Raw genomic sequence first — 15,195 nt, forward strand, 5'->3', positions numbered from 1 at the left:
CAAGCTGCTTGATTCGAGCTTGAACCGTATCAATTGGCAGCTTGACTTGTTTTAATTGCCAGAGTTCTTTACCAATCGCCACCATCTCGTTATAGACGAATCGACTGGCATCGCTGTTAAGCTTAATCAATTGCTTTTGGTGGTCACTTGGGTAGATGCGAACCCTCAAGCCATAATGATATTCTAATTGTGCCATTGACTTAATTTAATCTCACCTCTTTTCCTGCTATAATGGTATTGTAGCATTTGACAATGACTACAACAATTGAGGTGATTTTATGACTCAAGAAAAAATCCAAGACGCGGTTTATACCAGACGTTATATCTATAATTTTCATTACCATTTGATCTGGGTAACGAAATATCGCCATCAAACTTTTGTAACTAAGGAACTGTCAGACGAAATGAAGGTCATTTTGCAAGGGATTGCCGATGCTAATGAGATTGTGATCGAAAAAATGGAAGTCATGCCCGATCATGTCCATGTATTGATCAGTTTTCCGCCTAGCAAGGCACCAACCAGTGCCATCAAAGCGCTCAAGGGCAGAAGTGCCTTTATCTTTCTCAAACGGCATCCGGAAATTCGCGATTCTCAAGATTGGGGTGGACATTTATGGTCACCCAGCTACTACATGAGTACACTTGGCAACATGAGCAAGGACGTCGTTGAGAATTACATCAACAACCAAAAGTACACCGAACTGAAAAAGCGCCCTAAACAGCGTTGAGAGGGCCTATCCATCCCATGACTAAAGTCACGGGATTTCCGGCCAGTCATAATTAAAAACATGACATGTTAAAAGCGAGAAAAAAACTTCTCGGCTAGTATTTGCAGATTTTGCAAAAAGCTAGTTGAGAAGTTTTTTGTCTGATAAAATCACATTTTTAGAAATAAGCCTGTGCGAACAACTTAGCTGCTAACACAAAGGCTAAAATCGCAATGATGACGCGCAGCAACTGGACTGGCAGGCGGCGGGCGATGATGGGGCCGATGTAGCCGCCGATGAAAAGACCGATGCCGAGTGGGATGACCATGAGCCATTCGATTTTGGTGGTGAAGGCGTAGATGACAGTGGCGATGCCGTTAGCCGCAAAGCCGGTCAGATTTTTCATTGAATTGGAAACGATGAAAGGCTGATCGACCGTCAGTGTTAAGGTGGCGAGCATCACAACCCCGGCAGCAGCGCCGAAGTAGCCGCCATAAGCGCCGGTTAGGAAAATAACAATCGTTTGAGCAGCTTCCTGACCAAACGTCAAGCAGCGCGCCCGTTCACTCGGATCATGTTCCTGCGTGGGCAGCTTGCCGCTGAACAACAGTAACAGACCCGCAGCAATGATGAAGAATGGCACGATTTTTTCAAAAGTCGATGCAGGCGCAATCAGCAACAAGGCGCTGCCGAAAATACTGCCGAGCGAAACCAACAGGATGAGACGCCAAAGAAATTTGCCGTGTCCGTGCAATTCAGGCAGGGATGAAACGGCTGAGCCGACACCGGTGAACACCAGAGCGGCGGTATTGGTGACATTGGCAACCACCGGCGGCACCCCTATGGCCAGCAGCGCCGGATAAGAAACCAGTGAAGCCAGCCCAGCCAGCGTAGCCGTCAAGCCAGCACCGATGCCGGCAATGAGTAGAAAAATAAAAATTGCGAGAGTCATGAATCCTCCTCCAAAAGAATGAGCGTGAGCAGGAGCGCTTAGAAATCGGAGTGTAAGTGGCCTCAAGCTAAATGACTGGGCTTTGGCCATTTAGGCTTGAGGTTCTTACACGTAGATTTCTGCGACTGCGAACGCGTTAAAGTGAATGAGCGTGAACGAATGGATATAGTTTTATTTTATACGCAAACCAACAATCATTGTGAGTCATAACCCACAGAACTACCGAAACAGAAGGCTACACCATGTGTGCATGCCACCAACTACTTTGGCGACAAAGCCTTAATTGTGGCCGAAATACTGTGATTCACAGTCTCGGCGTCTAGCGGCTGATTGAAGTATAAAAATCCCAGAATCAAGCCGCTGGTAGTCGACCAGATGGCTCTTAAGATATCTTCAAACGGCCAGTCGACCAATACCCCCCGCTGTTTCAGAACAGTTAAATCATGCGTCATGGTTTGCCAATACTGGGCCGTGAAGTTATTAATGACCCGTTTGCGAACCTGCGTGTCATTTAACAATTCCGATAACACAATTTTGATAATTTGCGCATTCGACTGTAAAAAAGTAATACGGTCCTGGATCAAAACGGTTAAAAAAGTTTCCAATGACATGTAATCCTGATTCAACCGGGACTTAATGAAGTCATCCAGTTCGGCTGGGAACATCTGGTCGAGTACCGGTGTAATGATGGCGTTTAGAAGACCGCGTTTATTGGTGAAACGACTGTAGATATTACCTTCCGCGACCCCGGCCCGCGCGGCGATTTCCTTCGTGCTCGTTGCGGCGTACCCCTTCTCGGCAAACACATCAATGGCGGCAATGATAATCAGTTTCTGTTTAGCCGTGAAATCATTAAATAATTGCGCTTGATGCAACATGTCATCAGTTGAATTGGCCATTTACCAGGATCCCTTCTTAAAGTGGATTAAGTGAAAACTTAAAGTCTGCAGTGTGGTCTTATTATAGCACGCGATGAGCGCCGTCAGTAGAAGCTTTAGGCAATAAGTTAAGTTAGCCTAACCTTTTTCTTGACCTTACTTGGGAAGGGTGTATATTTATGTCGGACAGTGTTGAGTGATAACTCAATATAGACCCAAATTTCAAACCAATGGAAAGAGGGCTTTATATTATGGAAACTGAAGAAAAGAATCCAAAACGTGAGCGAATCATTCACTTTGAGGACACGCCAAGTAAAAGTTTAGATGAAGTTAACGGCAGCGTTGAAGTGCCCCACAATGCCGGTTTTTGGCGGACACTAGCCGCTTACACCGGGCCGGGCATTCTGGTTGCCGTGGGGTACATGGATCCCGGTAACTGGATCACCAGTATTGCGGGTGGGGCTTCATTCAAGTACTCATTGCTTTCGGTTATCTTGATCTCCAGCTTGATCGCGATGTTGCTACAGGCAATGGCGGCAAGACTGGGTATTGTGACCGGTAAGGACCTGGCGCAGATGACGCGCGAGCATACCAGTCGCACAATGGGCGCTTTCCTGTGGATCATTACCGAGTTAGCGATTATGGCGACAGATGTAGCCGAGATTATCGGTTCAGCCATTGCCCTAAAGCTGCTGTTCAATATGCCGCTGATTGTCGGCATTATCATTACCACCGCCGATGTTTTGATCCTACTGTTACTCATGCGCCTCGGTTTTCGAAAAATTGAAGCGGTGGTGGCTACTTTAGTTCTCGTCATTCTGCTTGTTTTCGCCTATGAAGTCATTTTGGCGCAACCTAACGTGCCGGAATTGTTAAAAGGCTACGTGCCACACGCCGATATTGTCACCAATAAATCCATGTTGTACCTTTCATTAGGGATTGTGGGCGCAACGGTTATGCCGCATGATCTTTTCCTTGGATCATCGATTTCCCAGACGCGTAAAATCGATCGCAGCAAACGCGACGATGTCAAAAAGGCGATTAAGTTTTCAACGATTGATTCCAACATCCAACTGACGATGGCGTTTATTGTCAACTCGTTACTCTTAATTCTCGGAGCGGCGCTATTTTTCGGTACCAACAGTTCGTTAGGCCGCTTCGTTGATCTTTTCAATGCATTAAGCAACTCACAAATTGTCGGCGCCATTGCCAGCCCGATGCTTTCTATGTTGTTTGCGGTCGCGCTACTGGCATCCGGTCAAAGTTCAACCATCACCGGAACACTAGCCGGCCAGATTATTATGGAAGGTTTCATCCATCTGAAAATGCCGCTTTGGGCGCAACGGATTCTGACGCGGCTCATGTCCGTCACGCCGGTGCTGATTTTCGCTATTTATTATCACGGCAACGAGGCCAAGATTGAGGGACTGCTGACGTTCTCGCAGGTTTTCCTAAGCGTCGCGCTACCGTTTGCGGTCATTCCGTTGGTGCGTTACACCAGCGACAAAAAGATCATGGGTGAATTTGCCAATCACGCTTGGGTCAAATGGCTGGCTTGGTTCATTAGTGCGGTGCTTATTATCTTAAACCTTTACTTGATTGCGCAGACGTTGGGCTTTGTTAAATAAATATGGAAGCATGCAAAAAAAGGCCGCTGGGCGGGGCTTTCGTCCAGTGGCCTTCTGAATAAACTAGAAAGCGCATGATGGTGAGTATCGAGACTGTGATACGATTGAGCGAGAGAACAAGTAAAAGAGGAGGATAATTGCATGACAATCCAAGAAAAAATGCACAACGGCGCACTGTACCAGCCGATGGATGCGAATCTGCAAGAAGAACAACTGGCCGACATTGACAAAGTGGCCGTTTATAACCGCATTCCGGCGACCCATCAGGAAGAACGTTTCGCCCAGCTTAAGAAGATGTTTGCTGAAATCGGTGAAAGAAGTTACGTTGAAGCGCCTTTTTATTCTAACTTTGGTGGGGCCCATGTTCATTTTGGCAGTGGTATTTATGCAAACTTTAATTTAACGTTGGTCGATGATACGCATATTTATGTGGGTGATCGAACCATGTTTGGTCCCAACGTAACCTTGGTAACCGCCACACACCCGATTGATCCGAGCCTGCGTGAACAGGGTTACCAATACAATAAACCGATTCATGTCGGCCGGAATTGCTGGTTTGGCGCGAATGTCACGGTTATGCCCGGTGTGACAATCGGCGATAACAGTGTCATTGGTGCCGGTAGTTTAGTCACACACGACATTCCAGCCAATGTTGTGGCATTTGGCTCACCATGCCGGGTTGTTCGTGCGATTACGGATGACGATCGGAAGACTTACGATCATGGGAAGCCAATTGATAAGGATTTACTTTGAATGAACCCTTATCAAAATGAAGGTTGGAAGTACCTTGATATCAAGCCTTCCTACATTTACTGTAGCTTTCTGACTCACATTCCCATCGTCATCAAACTAATAGTGAATCATCAATGATTTAGATCATGAGAACATCATTTCTTTCGCCTTCTATCTCGGCGCAAGGAATGAGTTCTCATGATCTTTTTTCTAGGCACTTCCGTTTCGGTGCAGTTGACACCTCAAGGATCTAGGAGTATTTTCTCATTAATATCAAATTTTCTAATTTGTTAAACATAAATCCTAGAATTCGGATGTATTTTCTGACTAAGGTATGACCGCTATGTGTCAAAGAAGCAACTGGTGCTACATATTTTCCAAATTTGTCGCTAAATATCGACTCAAATTTGTCGTGATCTTATTGAGCCTTTGTTTAGTTGAGAGCGTGTATGTTGCGGGGATATCGCTTTTACCTTCACTGGCGGTTGTCCTTATCCAAGCGAAAAACTTAAAGCTGGCTATGGTGATTTTGACCATTTTGCTCGCTGGGGTCGGTGTGTATGCTATCAGAATCTTTGATTTATTTTTGCAACAACGCCTGACATTGCTTACGTTTGATTTTCGGTTTGATTATGTTCCGGTTTTCTCTGAGCATATTTTCGGCTGGCAGCAAAGTTTGATTGATTCAGTTGAAGGAAAAACGGTGATTGATCAAGGCTACGAGGCGATTTACAATGGGCAGAATGTTGGCATTGGCGCGATTATTGCCCAAACAGTGACGCTGATTCGGACAGGTTGCCAAATTGTCGTGTTGCTTTGCATGATGGGTTTTTTGAGTATTTGGCCGGCTGCGATTGTCTTGGGATTGAATCTTTTACAGTACGGTTTTCAACGCATTGGCAATCAGTGGTATTTTAAGCATAAAAAGGAACAAAATCGGATCACCAGTTATCAAAGTTATTTTGTGCGAACGTTGATGAAACGCTCGACGGGTAAAGACATTCGCTTATTTTCAATGTTCGATCTTTTTCATCACCATTTCATGGATTTGATCCAAAAGTTGGTGACATGGCAACGACATTACTCAAATCTTTCATTGGTCATTAACCTGGGACAACGGCTTGTGAATATTATCGGATTGGCTTTGTCGCTTTTAATTCTGATCGCGCTTCAAAACGTTTCAGTGGCTGCGCTGCTTTTTGCGATCAGTGCGATCCAAACACTCAACTTGAATTTTGGCAATTTTAGAGATGCCTACGTTAAGGTTGGCAAGAATTTAGTGTTTGTTGATAATTTTCGGAAATTTATGGCTTTCCCGTATCGACAAGACCAAGATTCAATTGAAAATAAGGTAAGTGGTTCTGGGAAAATAGAGGTTCGGGATCTTGCTTATGCCGTGAACGGGGTTTCACTTGTACATGATATCAATTTTTCAGTGAAGCGAGGCGAGAAAGTCGCGCTTGTCGGTGAGAATGGCGCTGGCAAGTCGACGCTGATTAAACTGCTTTGCGGTTTATATACGCCGAGCTCAGGATCGGTGTCGATTGATGGCCAAAACATCGCAACTTGGGCGCCAGCAACCATGCGCCAGCGAGTTGCAGTTGAATTTCAGGATGACGTGATCCTGCATTTTACGATTGCAGAAAATGTGGCTTGTACGACACCGCAACAGATTGATACAGCGCGCGTTGAAGCAGTGCTTGATGAAGTTGGGTTGGAAGATTTTGTCGCCGGTCTGCCTAGTGGGATTCAGACATTCATTGGCAATGAGTTGAATGAAAATGGTATTCAACTTTCAGGAGGGCAAAAGGACAAAATACTTTTTGCTAGGGTTCTTTATCGTCAGGCTAATATTAATATCCTCGATGAGCCAACCGCGGCGCTTGATCCGATTAGTGAAAAGCAGTTTTATGCGCTGGTTGACGAGAAGCTGGATCAGAAAACAACGATCATCGTGACGCATCGGCTGGGGGCTTTGGCAACTGACGATGTCAAGATTCTGGTCATGAAAGATGGCACCGTTATCGCCGCTGGCAGTCATCGCTGGCTTTTAGCCAACTGTGATTACTATCGCAAACTTTGGTCGGCACAGAGGTCATTGTATGTTGGGGGTGACCGCCATGAAGCATCGTAGAGCAGAAATTCAGCACGCGGTCAAAACGGTCCGCTTTATTTATCGTTTCGGGAAAAGCTTATTCGGTTTAACGCTGCTGATAAGTATCTTGAATGCGATTGCGCCACTGATTGTGATTTTGGGAAACACGCAGGTATTAAATCAGATTTTATCCCATCAGTCACAGTCAATGATGAAGATCATTTTGTACTTTTATAGTGCTGCAGGTATGGCTTATGTTGGCGCCGCTATTTTACAGCGGTTTTTGGACATTGCTTCGGTTCGCGCGAATGAGCGATTGAAGACGGCGATCTATGAGGCGTGGGAAAAGGTTGATTTTCAGCAACTTGAGACACAAGGGTATTTTTCAAAGATGATGAAAAGTGAGGCTTCGTTTCGTTACTCAGGCGGTATCCCGGCTTTCTTTACTCAATTTCAAAATCTTATCCAGAGCTTAGTGACGATAGCGGCGGGTTTGGGCCTGATCGGGTGGATTGTCATCGTAGGTGTTACAAATAGCGGCAGGTTGGCGATCGCCATTTTCATGTCCTTGTTGCTGATCATGCTGGGTGAGTCTGGTCTGATCCTGATCTATCAAAAATTGACGCACTCGAATATCAGGCTCTTTAAGTATTTAATGGACTTGGAACGTAAGATGAACTATTTTCTGATGAATATTGTCAATTCGTATGAGAATATCAAGGCCATTAAAATGTGGGGCCTGCGCGAACCGATTCAAAGTCGGTATCGGACCACCTGGAAAAGTGAAAAAAGTGCCAATCACAAGTTGATTATCAACGACAGCCTGTCGCAAATTGTGACAGCGATCATGGCTTCTTTTGCAACACTCGTGTTGTTCATCCTGGTTGTTTTTAAGATAAAAGAAGGCTTGTTACCGATTGGCCAGTTGAATACTTTGTTTGGCAGTGTTGTGCAGATGACGAGTGCCGTGAGCGTGATAGTTGCGACTTGGCAGCAGTTTCTTCGTTTTCAGAATCAAATGCAGTATGCTAGCGATATTTTACCGTCAGAAAAGCCTACCGCTTCATCCGACCGTACCACACTCCCGCTACAGACGAAGAATGTGATTGAATTTGTTCATGTTTCGTTTGCCTATGCAGATGGTCCCGAGGTGTTGCACGATATTTCCTTAAAACTTGATTTGCAAGGCGTGACGGCATTAGTTGGCGTGAACGGGAGCGGGAAGAGCACCTTGGTCAAATTGTTGTTGGGATTGTATCGGCCGACGAAAGGGAAAGTTCTGTTCAGTGGTCAGGATATTTCTAAGTTTACGCAAGCAGACTACTTTTCGTTGTTTAAAGTCGTGTTTCAGGACTACGCTATTTTTGATTTCTCGATTGCCCAGAACATTTCGGCGAGTGTGGATCAGGATCCAGCACGCTTGCGTGACGTCATGATGAACAATGGCATTGCCGAGTGGGCTGATCGCCTGCCGAATCGCGAAAAAACGGCGATTGGCACCTATAGTCAGGAGGATTTTCAACCAAGCGGCGGTCAGCGGCAGCAAATGGCCGTTGCCAGAGCGCAATACAAACATGGTATTTACCAGATTCTGGATGAACCTTCAGCCGCCATGGATCCGATCAAAGAGCTGCGACTGTTTTCAAAAATCAAGCAGGTTTCTCAAGATACGCCGTCACTTTTTATTACCCACAGAATCGGCGCGGTGACATTGGCCAACAAAATTATTCTGTTGCGTGATGGACGGATTGAAGGCATTGGCACGAAAAGTTCACTACTTCGCCAATCAGCTTATTTTCGGGAATTGTGGCATAGCCAAGCTGATATGTATGCATTTGATGCTCATTTGGATGAAGCTGGAGAGTAACGCAACTTTTTGAAAATTCTCACCGCAACCAGTGCTATCATAAAATTAATTGAAAGGAAGCGGGTCTATGAATCAGTTTGTGAACCATTCGAGTTGTACCGCGTTGCTGGTTGGCAAGAAAGCGTCGGTTGACGGGTCGACCATGATTGCGCGTAATGAAGATGCAGCTGGCGGAATTAATCCTAAGCGTTTTATTGTCGTGAAGCCAGATGAGCAGCCGCAACGGTATGTGTCGACGTTTAACGGGTTTCAGTTGGATTTGCCGCAGTCGCCATTGCAGTATACCTGTACGCCGGTAGCTGATACGAGCGATGGTACATGGGGCGAGGCTGGCATCAATAGCGAGAATGTGGCGATGAGCGCGACTGAGACCGAGTTTTCGAATACCACGATGCTGGGACTGGATCCGCTTGAGCTGGACGGTATTGGGGAAGAAGCCATGCTGACAGTGGTGTTGCCATACATTCACAGTGCGCGTGAAGGCGTGCAGCGTCTGGGTGAGCTAGTGACCAAGTATGGCACTTGTGAGAGTAACGGCATTGCTTTTTCCGATGCGAATGAGATTTGGTATTTTGAAACGGTTGGCGGCCATCATTGGGCGGCGGAACGTATTCCTGATGACAGTTATGTGCTGGCGCCGAATCAGACTGGGATTCAGGAAATTGATTTTAATGAACCGGAACATTTTCAATATAGTGCGGATCTCAAAGACTTTGCCGATCGCTATCACTTGAATAAGGCTAAGGAAGGTTTCAATTTCCGCGATATTTTCGGGGAAGATACTCAGGCCGATCACTACTACAATACGCCGCGAGTCTGGTATGCCCAGAAAATGCTGAATCCGGAAGTTGAGCAGGATCCTGAAAGTCGCACGATGCCGTTTAGTCGCGTGCCTAGTCACCTGATTTCGGTGGAGGATGTGGCGATGGTATTGAGCAGTCACTATCAAGCCACCGAGTTTGATCCGTACGGGCAGGCAGGCACACCGGAGACTCGCAAGCGGTATCGGCCGATTGGCATGAATCGGAATCAGGAGATGCACATCCTGCAAATTCGTCCGAACATGCCAAAAGCGCACGCGGCGATTCATTGGCTTGCGGAAGGCGTTAACATTTTCAACACGCCGGTTCCGTTCTTTGCCAATTGCACGACCACGCCGGATAACTTCCAGTACACGCCAACGGATAAAAGTTCGACGGCCAGCTTTTATTGGCTCAACAAACTGATTGCGATGATTGCCGATCCGCTATTCGCCGAACATAATTGGGATGCCGAAGTGGCGGTTTCAGAAAGCCGCAAATTTGGGTTCGCGGCCGGGCGTGCGGCAGTGGCGAAGGGCGATGCGGGTTTTTCTGACGTGAAACCGGAAGACCTGCCAGCTTGGCACGACGAATTGAATGCCGAAACCGCAGCAACCATCACGAATGATTTACAATACTTACTGCATCAATTGGTTTGCATTCGGGCCGAAAAAATGACGCCGACGTTTGAAAAAGGCGGCGAGTTATAAAAAAGAATTACTGTTGCTGTGGATGCGCGTCAAACACCGCCATCGTGAAAAAGAACGCCCAGTTGCGCTGATGACTTCTCTTCAGTGTGGTTGGGCGTTTATAATGGTCAAGAAGATGTTTCGGAATAGGATAACAGGTAGAAAGAAGGTCAGCTCATTAAAAATACAAAAACAGAACGCTGGATTGGTTTGGTTGTCGGACTTGTGCTGAATGCTGCTGGAAACGGGCTTTGTATTGTCGGCGCGATGGGTAGCGGGCTGTGGACGGCAGCGGCGATTAATCTAAATAACTGGCAAGGCTGGAATATCGGCGCCGTGTTGTTTACGTTCGGGGTACTTAACGCTTTAACCAACTTAATTCTCATCCACCATTGGGACTGGCCACGCTTGATCGGCGAAATCATTTATACACTTTTTTTTAGCTATTTTGTCAATGTCTTTACTTGGCTTTTCACCTGGCTCGGCCTTGGCAACTGGTCGGTGCTCGCCCGAATCTTTGTTTCCTGTTTCGGGGTTTTCTGCTTTTGCGTTGCGATTTCACTTTATCAACGCGCTAACATCATCATGCATCCAAACGATGACACCACCAATATTTTGCGATTCCTGTATTTCAAAGGCAATGCCACCGCGTCACAGATTACCGATTTCATTCCGCCGATTATCGTGGCGATTGTTGCCTGGATTGCGACTGGTAAACTACTGGGGATTAACGTTGCAACGGTGTTCTCGTTTCTAGGCAATGGCATTATCATTTCGTGGGCCGATCAACATGTTTGGCCGCAGTTGAAACATAACTTTAAAGTGACGCCTCGAGAACAGGCGTGACAGCTTCGTTGACGACTCATACGAACTGCACCCTCAGTTTTTTCATTAGATTTTGGTTGCAACCTTCTTAGTAAATAGTACACTAACATTAATGTACTAATGACGGAGGGACCAAGATGAATGATGAGCTGACGATTCGCAGTGGCATCCATGATGTCATGCCGACAGTGTTTGGCTATATTACGGTGGGGATGGCTTATGGGATTGTGGCAAAAACCGGCCACTTGTCGCTGCTGATGATCGGGCTCATGTCGCTGATTGTGTACGCAGGATCGGTGCAATTCGTGTTGGTGAGTATGTTGGCCGCGGGCAGTCCGGTTGGCGCCATGGTGATTTCGACGGCTTTGATCAACGCGCGGATGAGTCTGATGTCCATGACCGTGGCGCCATATTTAAAAGATGAATCGATGACCCAAAATGTGCTGATCGGGACGTTGTTGACGGATGAAAGCTTTGCGCTATCGATGAATAAGCTTAATTACACCGACCACCATTTGAATGCACCGTGGTTCCACACGGTCAATGTTGGAGCTTACTTAGTGTGGTTTGTCGCCAGTCTTTTAGGTGCCGTCATCGGCGGGATGATTCCCAATCCGGACAACTTCGGCTTGGACTTTGCCGTTGTTGCGATGTTCATCGGTCTGCTTTACCTGCAGATGATTACAGATCGGTCAAAACCCTTTTTGCGGCATTTGAGCGTGGCCGGTGTCGTCGCCGCTGCGATGGTAGTGCTGGTGCGCTACTTGCCCGGAACCACAGCGATTATTGTCGCTACGGTCATTGGCTGCTTGTTTGGAATGGGGGTAGAACATCATGCAAAATCCTGATACGCTAATCGCAATTCTGAGCTGCGGCTTAGCGACTTGGCTCTTGCGGGTCGTGCCGATCGTCTTGGTCAAACGCATGACGATCCCAGCGTGGCTACTGCACTTCTTGAACTTTGTCCCAGTTGCCATCCTCTCAGCTATTTTTGTCGAGAATCTATTAGTCATTCACGTCGGTCACTGGCCTAGCGTCAACTGGCCCAATTTATTCGCATCACTGCCAGCGATCGGCATTGCCATTATCACAAAAAGTTTATTCGCGGTCGTTGTCGCCGGCGTGGCTTCTATGGCAGTCTTGCGGTTGTTGGGATGGGCGTAAATTGCGCAAGTAAGTCCAGAACCTCATTCAATATTATTTCTTTAAGGGCGGATGAATAGTCCGCTTTTTATTTGCGCATGAATAATTAGTTGAAGGATTTAATCTATAGTGCCAAGGCGGAGCAATCGGAGGCGGGGACGGGCTCAGGGGTGCCTGCCCATCCCTCTAGCTTCGCGGTCGCCATCCCTAGGCCTCGCCGGAGATTGCGGAGTTTGGCACGGCCCAGAACATGTACGTACCCTCCTAAGTATTTTTAGTAAAAACGACACATTTTCTTTTATTAAATTAAACCAAACCCAACAAATCTCATATATCAGAAATTTCAGACCCAAACAAAATAGCCATTGACAAGTTTTACTAAAATAAGTACACTACAAGGTGAAAGCGATTTCAGAAAACGCACTTGTAAACCTTGAAATGGAGGCTTTTTGCATGGAGACATCGTTGTTGTACCCAGTGACAAATGATCAGCGCACTGATCAGAAGCTGGATGGACTTTGGCGATTTAAGTTCGATGAAACGAAACAAGGCGCGAAGGCTGGCTGGGAGACTGGCTTTCACGATGGCGTTTCGATGCCGGTTCCGGCTAGTTTCAATGACTTCTTTACCGATAAAGATAGCCGCGAATATACCGGTGACTTCTGGTACAGCCGCAAGTTCTTTGTTCCGTCTGCGGCTAAAGGCAAGGCGCTTTTTCTGCGGTTTGATGCCGTGACCCATCGTGCCACGATTTTTGTAAACGGCAAAGAATTTCGCTCGCATGAAGGCGGCTTTTTGCCATTCGCCGCGGATATCAGTTCTGCTGTCCATTATGGTGCCGAAAATACTGTGGTGGTCAAAGGCAACAACGAATTGTCCCGGGAAGCATTACCAGCCGGTGACACCATCACGTTGCGGAATGGGAAGAAAATGGTTCGCCCGTTCTTTGACTTCTATAATTACTCCGGTTTAAATCGCTCGGTTCATTTACTGACGCTGCCACAAGAGCGGGTGTTGGATTACACTACCACTTTTGAATTGAACGGTCAGGATGCAACCGTCAACTATACAGTAACGACCAACGGGGATGCCCCTGTCACAGTTAGCTTGGCAGATGCTGACGGTCAGGTTGTTGCAACCGCTCAAGGCAAAGAAGGCGCTTTGCAAGTTAAGAACGCCCATCTTTGGCAGGTGCGCAATGCCTATCTTTACACCTTGACCATTCAGGTTGGTGATGATGCCGAGACGCCGGTTGATACTTATACGGATCGCATTGGCATTCGGACGATCCGCATTTCCGGTACGAATATTTTGGTCAACGACAAGCCAATCTATCTGAAAGGCTTTGGCCGTCACGAAGATTCGCCATTTGCCGGCCGCGCGTTTGACCTGAACGTCGAAAAGAAGGATTTTGCCTTGATGAAGTGGATCGGCGCGAATTCCTTCCGTACCTCGCACTACCCATATGACGAGCAGGTTTACAAGATCGCTGATGAAGAAGGCTTCTTGCTGACAGATGAAGTGCCAGCGGTTGGTTTCAAAATGGCCGCGGCAGCTTTCCTCGGCGGGCTGAATCAATCCTTCTTCAAAGGGCCATGGCTCAAAAAGTTGCATGAACGCCACATTGATCAGATCCGCGATTTGGTCAAGCGCGATAAGAACCACCCATCTGTCTTGGCGTGGAGCCTCTTTAACGAACCGGACACGGTTGATGAAAATGCGGTCCCTTACTTCAAACAGATTTTTGACGAGTCCAAAGACCTTGATCCGCAAAGCCGGCCGCGCACCTTCACCTTAAGCGAAGACGACACCATCGAAACCTCCAAAGTGCTCGACTTCCCAGACTTTTACATGCTTAATCGCTATCCTGGCTGGTATCATTTTGGCGGCCACCAAATTTCCGATGGGGAAGCTGGCCTGCGCGACGAAATGGACAAGTGGCAAAAGGCGGGCGTCACGAAGCCGGTTGTCTTCACCGAGTTTGGCGCCGATACCGAAGCCGGTTTGCACAAGTTGCCAAGCGTGATGTGGACCGAAGAATATCAAGTCGAAGTGCTGAAAATGTTCAGCCGCGTCTTTGATGACTACGACTTTATCAAAGGCGAACAAGTCTGGAACCTTGCCGACTTCCAGACCGTTGAAGGCAATATGCGGGTTAACGGCAACAAGAAAGGCATTTTCACCCGCGACCGCCAGCCAAAGGAAGCTGCCTTCTTCTACCATGATCGCTGGAATAAGCTGCCGTTGGATTATAAAGCCAAGTAAGCTGTTTCTGAATCAAAGCAGCTGCTCAACTTAATTGCTAAAATGCATCCATCCAGTGTCAGACAATGGGTGCAGTTTAGCATGGCAATACCAAATGACTGTTTCTGCGAAGAAGCGGTTGTTTGGTATTTTTTTGTCTTGAAAAGACTCTCAGGCAGCTGATTCAAAAATTTTTCTAGTGGAAAAGCGCTTCATGTAGGGCCGCACCTTCAAGTTCGTCGGCAACCGATCAAACCACGCCAGCCAGCGAATCTTCATCTAGCTCGAACAAGAACAAGTATCCAAACACAGGCGAATCACAACTTTCACTGGCAGTTACTATAGCGGCGCTCGCGCTGCTTGCCGGTATTGGTGGTCTTGCTTGGTTCTTGCGTGAGAAAGGGAAGGCGAAACAGGAGTAGTATCAAGCGTTAAGAACGTAGCTGAAGTTGCAATAGCAATTTCATAGTATTTTAAAATGCCTCGCAGTCTGGATGTTTTCTGACTGCGGGGCATTTTTGGTGTTGTTCGTGACTGCTTTAAAGAAGGCAGATACAGTAGTTAACTTTTCCCGGTCAAACAGCTTTTCCTTGAATTGTTGCTATATACTGTGTATATTGAATGAACAAGGTATA

Annotated in this window: 13 protein-coding genes and 1 pseudogene; 11 read left to right on the top strand and 3 right to left on the bottom strand. The window is 46.9% G+C overall.

Going from position 1 to position 15,195, the window contains the following annotated elements; translation table 11 throughout:
- A partial coding sequence (locus BVJ53_RS04245) for a helix-turn-helix domain-containing protein (protein WP_158280564.1) occupies positions 1 to 205 on the bottom strand: 205 nt, incomplete at its 3' end.
- Between the two features lie 73 nt (positions 206 to 278).
- Here BVJ53_RS04245 and tnpA point away from each other — a divergent pair.
- Positions 279 to 728, top strand: coding sequence for an IS200/IS605 family transposase (tnpA, locus tag BVJ53_RS04250; RefSeq protein WP_129301306.1), 450 nt, complete (start codon positions 279 to 281; stop codon positions 726 to 728).
- A gap of 157 nt (positions 729 to 885) precedes the next feature.
- On the opposite strand, the gene BVJ53_RS04255 is transcribed toward tnpA, so the two are convergent.
- Both BVJ53_RS04255 and BVJ53_RS04260 read right to left on the bottom strand, forming a co-directional pair.
- Positions 886 to 1,659 (bottom strand): sulfite exporter TauE/SafE family protein, encoded by a 774-nt coding sequence (locus tag BVJ53_RS04255; protein ID WP_129301307.1) that lies wholly within the window; start codon positions 1,657 to 1,659, stop codon positions 886 to 888.
- A 260-nt stretch (positions 1,660 to 1,919) separates the two neighbouring features.
- Entirely contained in the window at positions 1,920 to 2,558 is a 639-nt protein-coding gene (locus BVJ53_RS04260) for a TetR/AcrR family transcriptional regulator (RefSeq protein ID WP_129301308.1), read from the bottom strand.
- Between the two features lie 230 nt (positions 2,559 to 2,788).
- Here BVJ53_RS04260 and BVJ53_RS04265 point away from each other — a divergent pair, with 230 nt between their 5' ends.
- The 10 genes and pseudogenes from BVJ53_RS04265 to BVJ53_RS15565 form a co-directional block, all read left to right on the top strand.
- Entirely contained in the window at positions 2,789 to 4,165 is a 1,377-nt protein-coding gene (locus tag BVJ53_RS04265; RefSeq protein ID WP_129301309.1) for an Nramp family divalent metal transporter, read from the top strand.
- A gap of 141 nt (positions 4,166 to 4,306) precedes the next feature.
- A complete protein-coding gene (locus BVJ53_RS04270; RefSeq protein ID WP_129301310.1) occupies positions 4,307 to 4,918 on the top strand; it encodes a sugar O-acetyltransferase in 612 nt (203 codons plus the stop codon).
- Between the two features lie 499 nt (positions 4,919 to 5,417).
- Positions 5,418 to 7,031, top strand: coding sequence for an ATP-binding cassette domain-containing protein (locus tag BVJ53_RS04275; RefSeq protein ID WP_238150133.1), 1,614 nt, complete (start codon positions 5,418 to 5,420; stop codon positions 7,029 to 7,031).
- Positions 7,018 to 8,859, top strand: a complete 1,842-nt coding sequence (locus tag BVJ53_RS04280; RefSeq protein WP_129301312.1) for an ATP-binding cassette domain-containing protein — start codon at positions 7,018 to 7,020, stop codon at positions 8,857 to 8,859. Before BVJ53_RS04275 ends, BVJ53_RS04280 begins: the two co-directional genes overlap by 14 nt.
- Positions 8,860 to 8,926: 67 nt before the next feature.
- Positions 8,927 to 10,369, top strand: a complete 1,443-nt coding sequence (locus BVJ53_RS04285; RefSeq protein ID WP_129301313.1) for a C69 family dipeptidase — start codon at positions 8,927 to 8,929, stop codon at positions 10,367 to 10,369.
- A 246-nt stretch (positions 10,370 to 10,615) separates the two neighbouring features.
- Complete coding sequence (locus BVJ53_RS04290; RefSeq protein ID WP_129301378.1) at positions 10,616 to 11,194, top strand: hypothetical protein; 579 nt, start codon at positions 10,616 to 10,618, stop codon at positions 11,192 to 11,194.
- A gap of 116 nt (positions 11,195 to 11,310) precedes the next feature.
- Positions 11,311 to 12,021, top strand: coding sequence for an AzlC family ABC transporter permease (locus BVJ53_RS04295; RefSeq protein ID WP_129301314.1), 711 nt, complete (start codon positions 11,311 to 11,313; stop codon positions 12,019 to 12,021).
- On the top strand, positions 12,008 to 12,337 hold the full coding sequence (locus BVJ53_RS04300; protein WP_129301315.1) for an AzlD domain-containing protein: 330 nt from the start codon (positions 12,008 to 12,010) through the stop codon (positions 12,335 to 12,337). Before BVJ53_RS04295 ends, BVJ53_RS04300 begins: the two co-directional genes overlap by 14 nt.
- A gap of 432 nt (positions 12,338 to 12,769) precedes the next feature.
- Positions 12,770 to 14,581 carry a beta-glucuronidase gene (gene uidA / locus BVJ53_RS04305; protein ID WP_129301316.1) on the top strand — a complete coding sequence of 604 codons (1,812 nt, stop codon included), beginning with the start codon at positions 12,770 to 12,772 and terminating at the stop codon, positions 14,579 to 14,581.
- Between the two features lie 269 nt (positions 14,582 to 14,850).
- Positions 14,851 to 14,982 (top strand): annotated as a pseudogene (locus BVJ53_RS15565) (LPXTG cell wall anchor domain-containing protein); the annotation flags it as partial.
- Between the last annotated feature and the right edge of the window lie 213 nt (positions 14,983 to 15,195).

Source organism: Lacticaseibacillus chiayiensis (assembly GCF_004123795.1).
Taxonomy (GTDB): domain Bacteria; phylum Bacillota; class Bacilli; order Lactobacillales; family Lactobacillaceae; genus Lacticaseibacillus; species Lacticaseibacillus chiayiensis.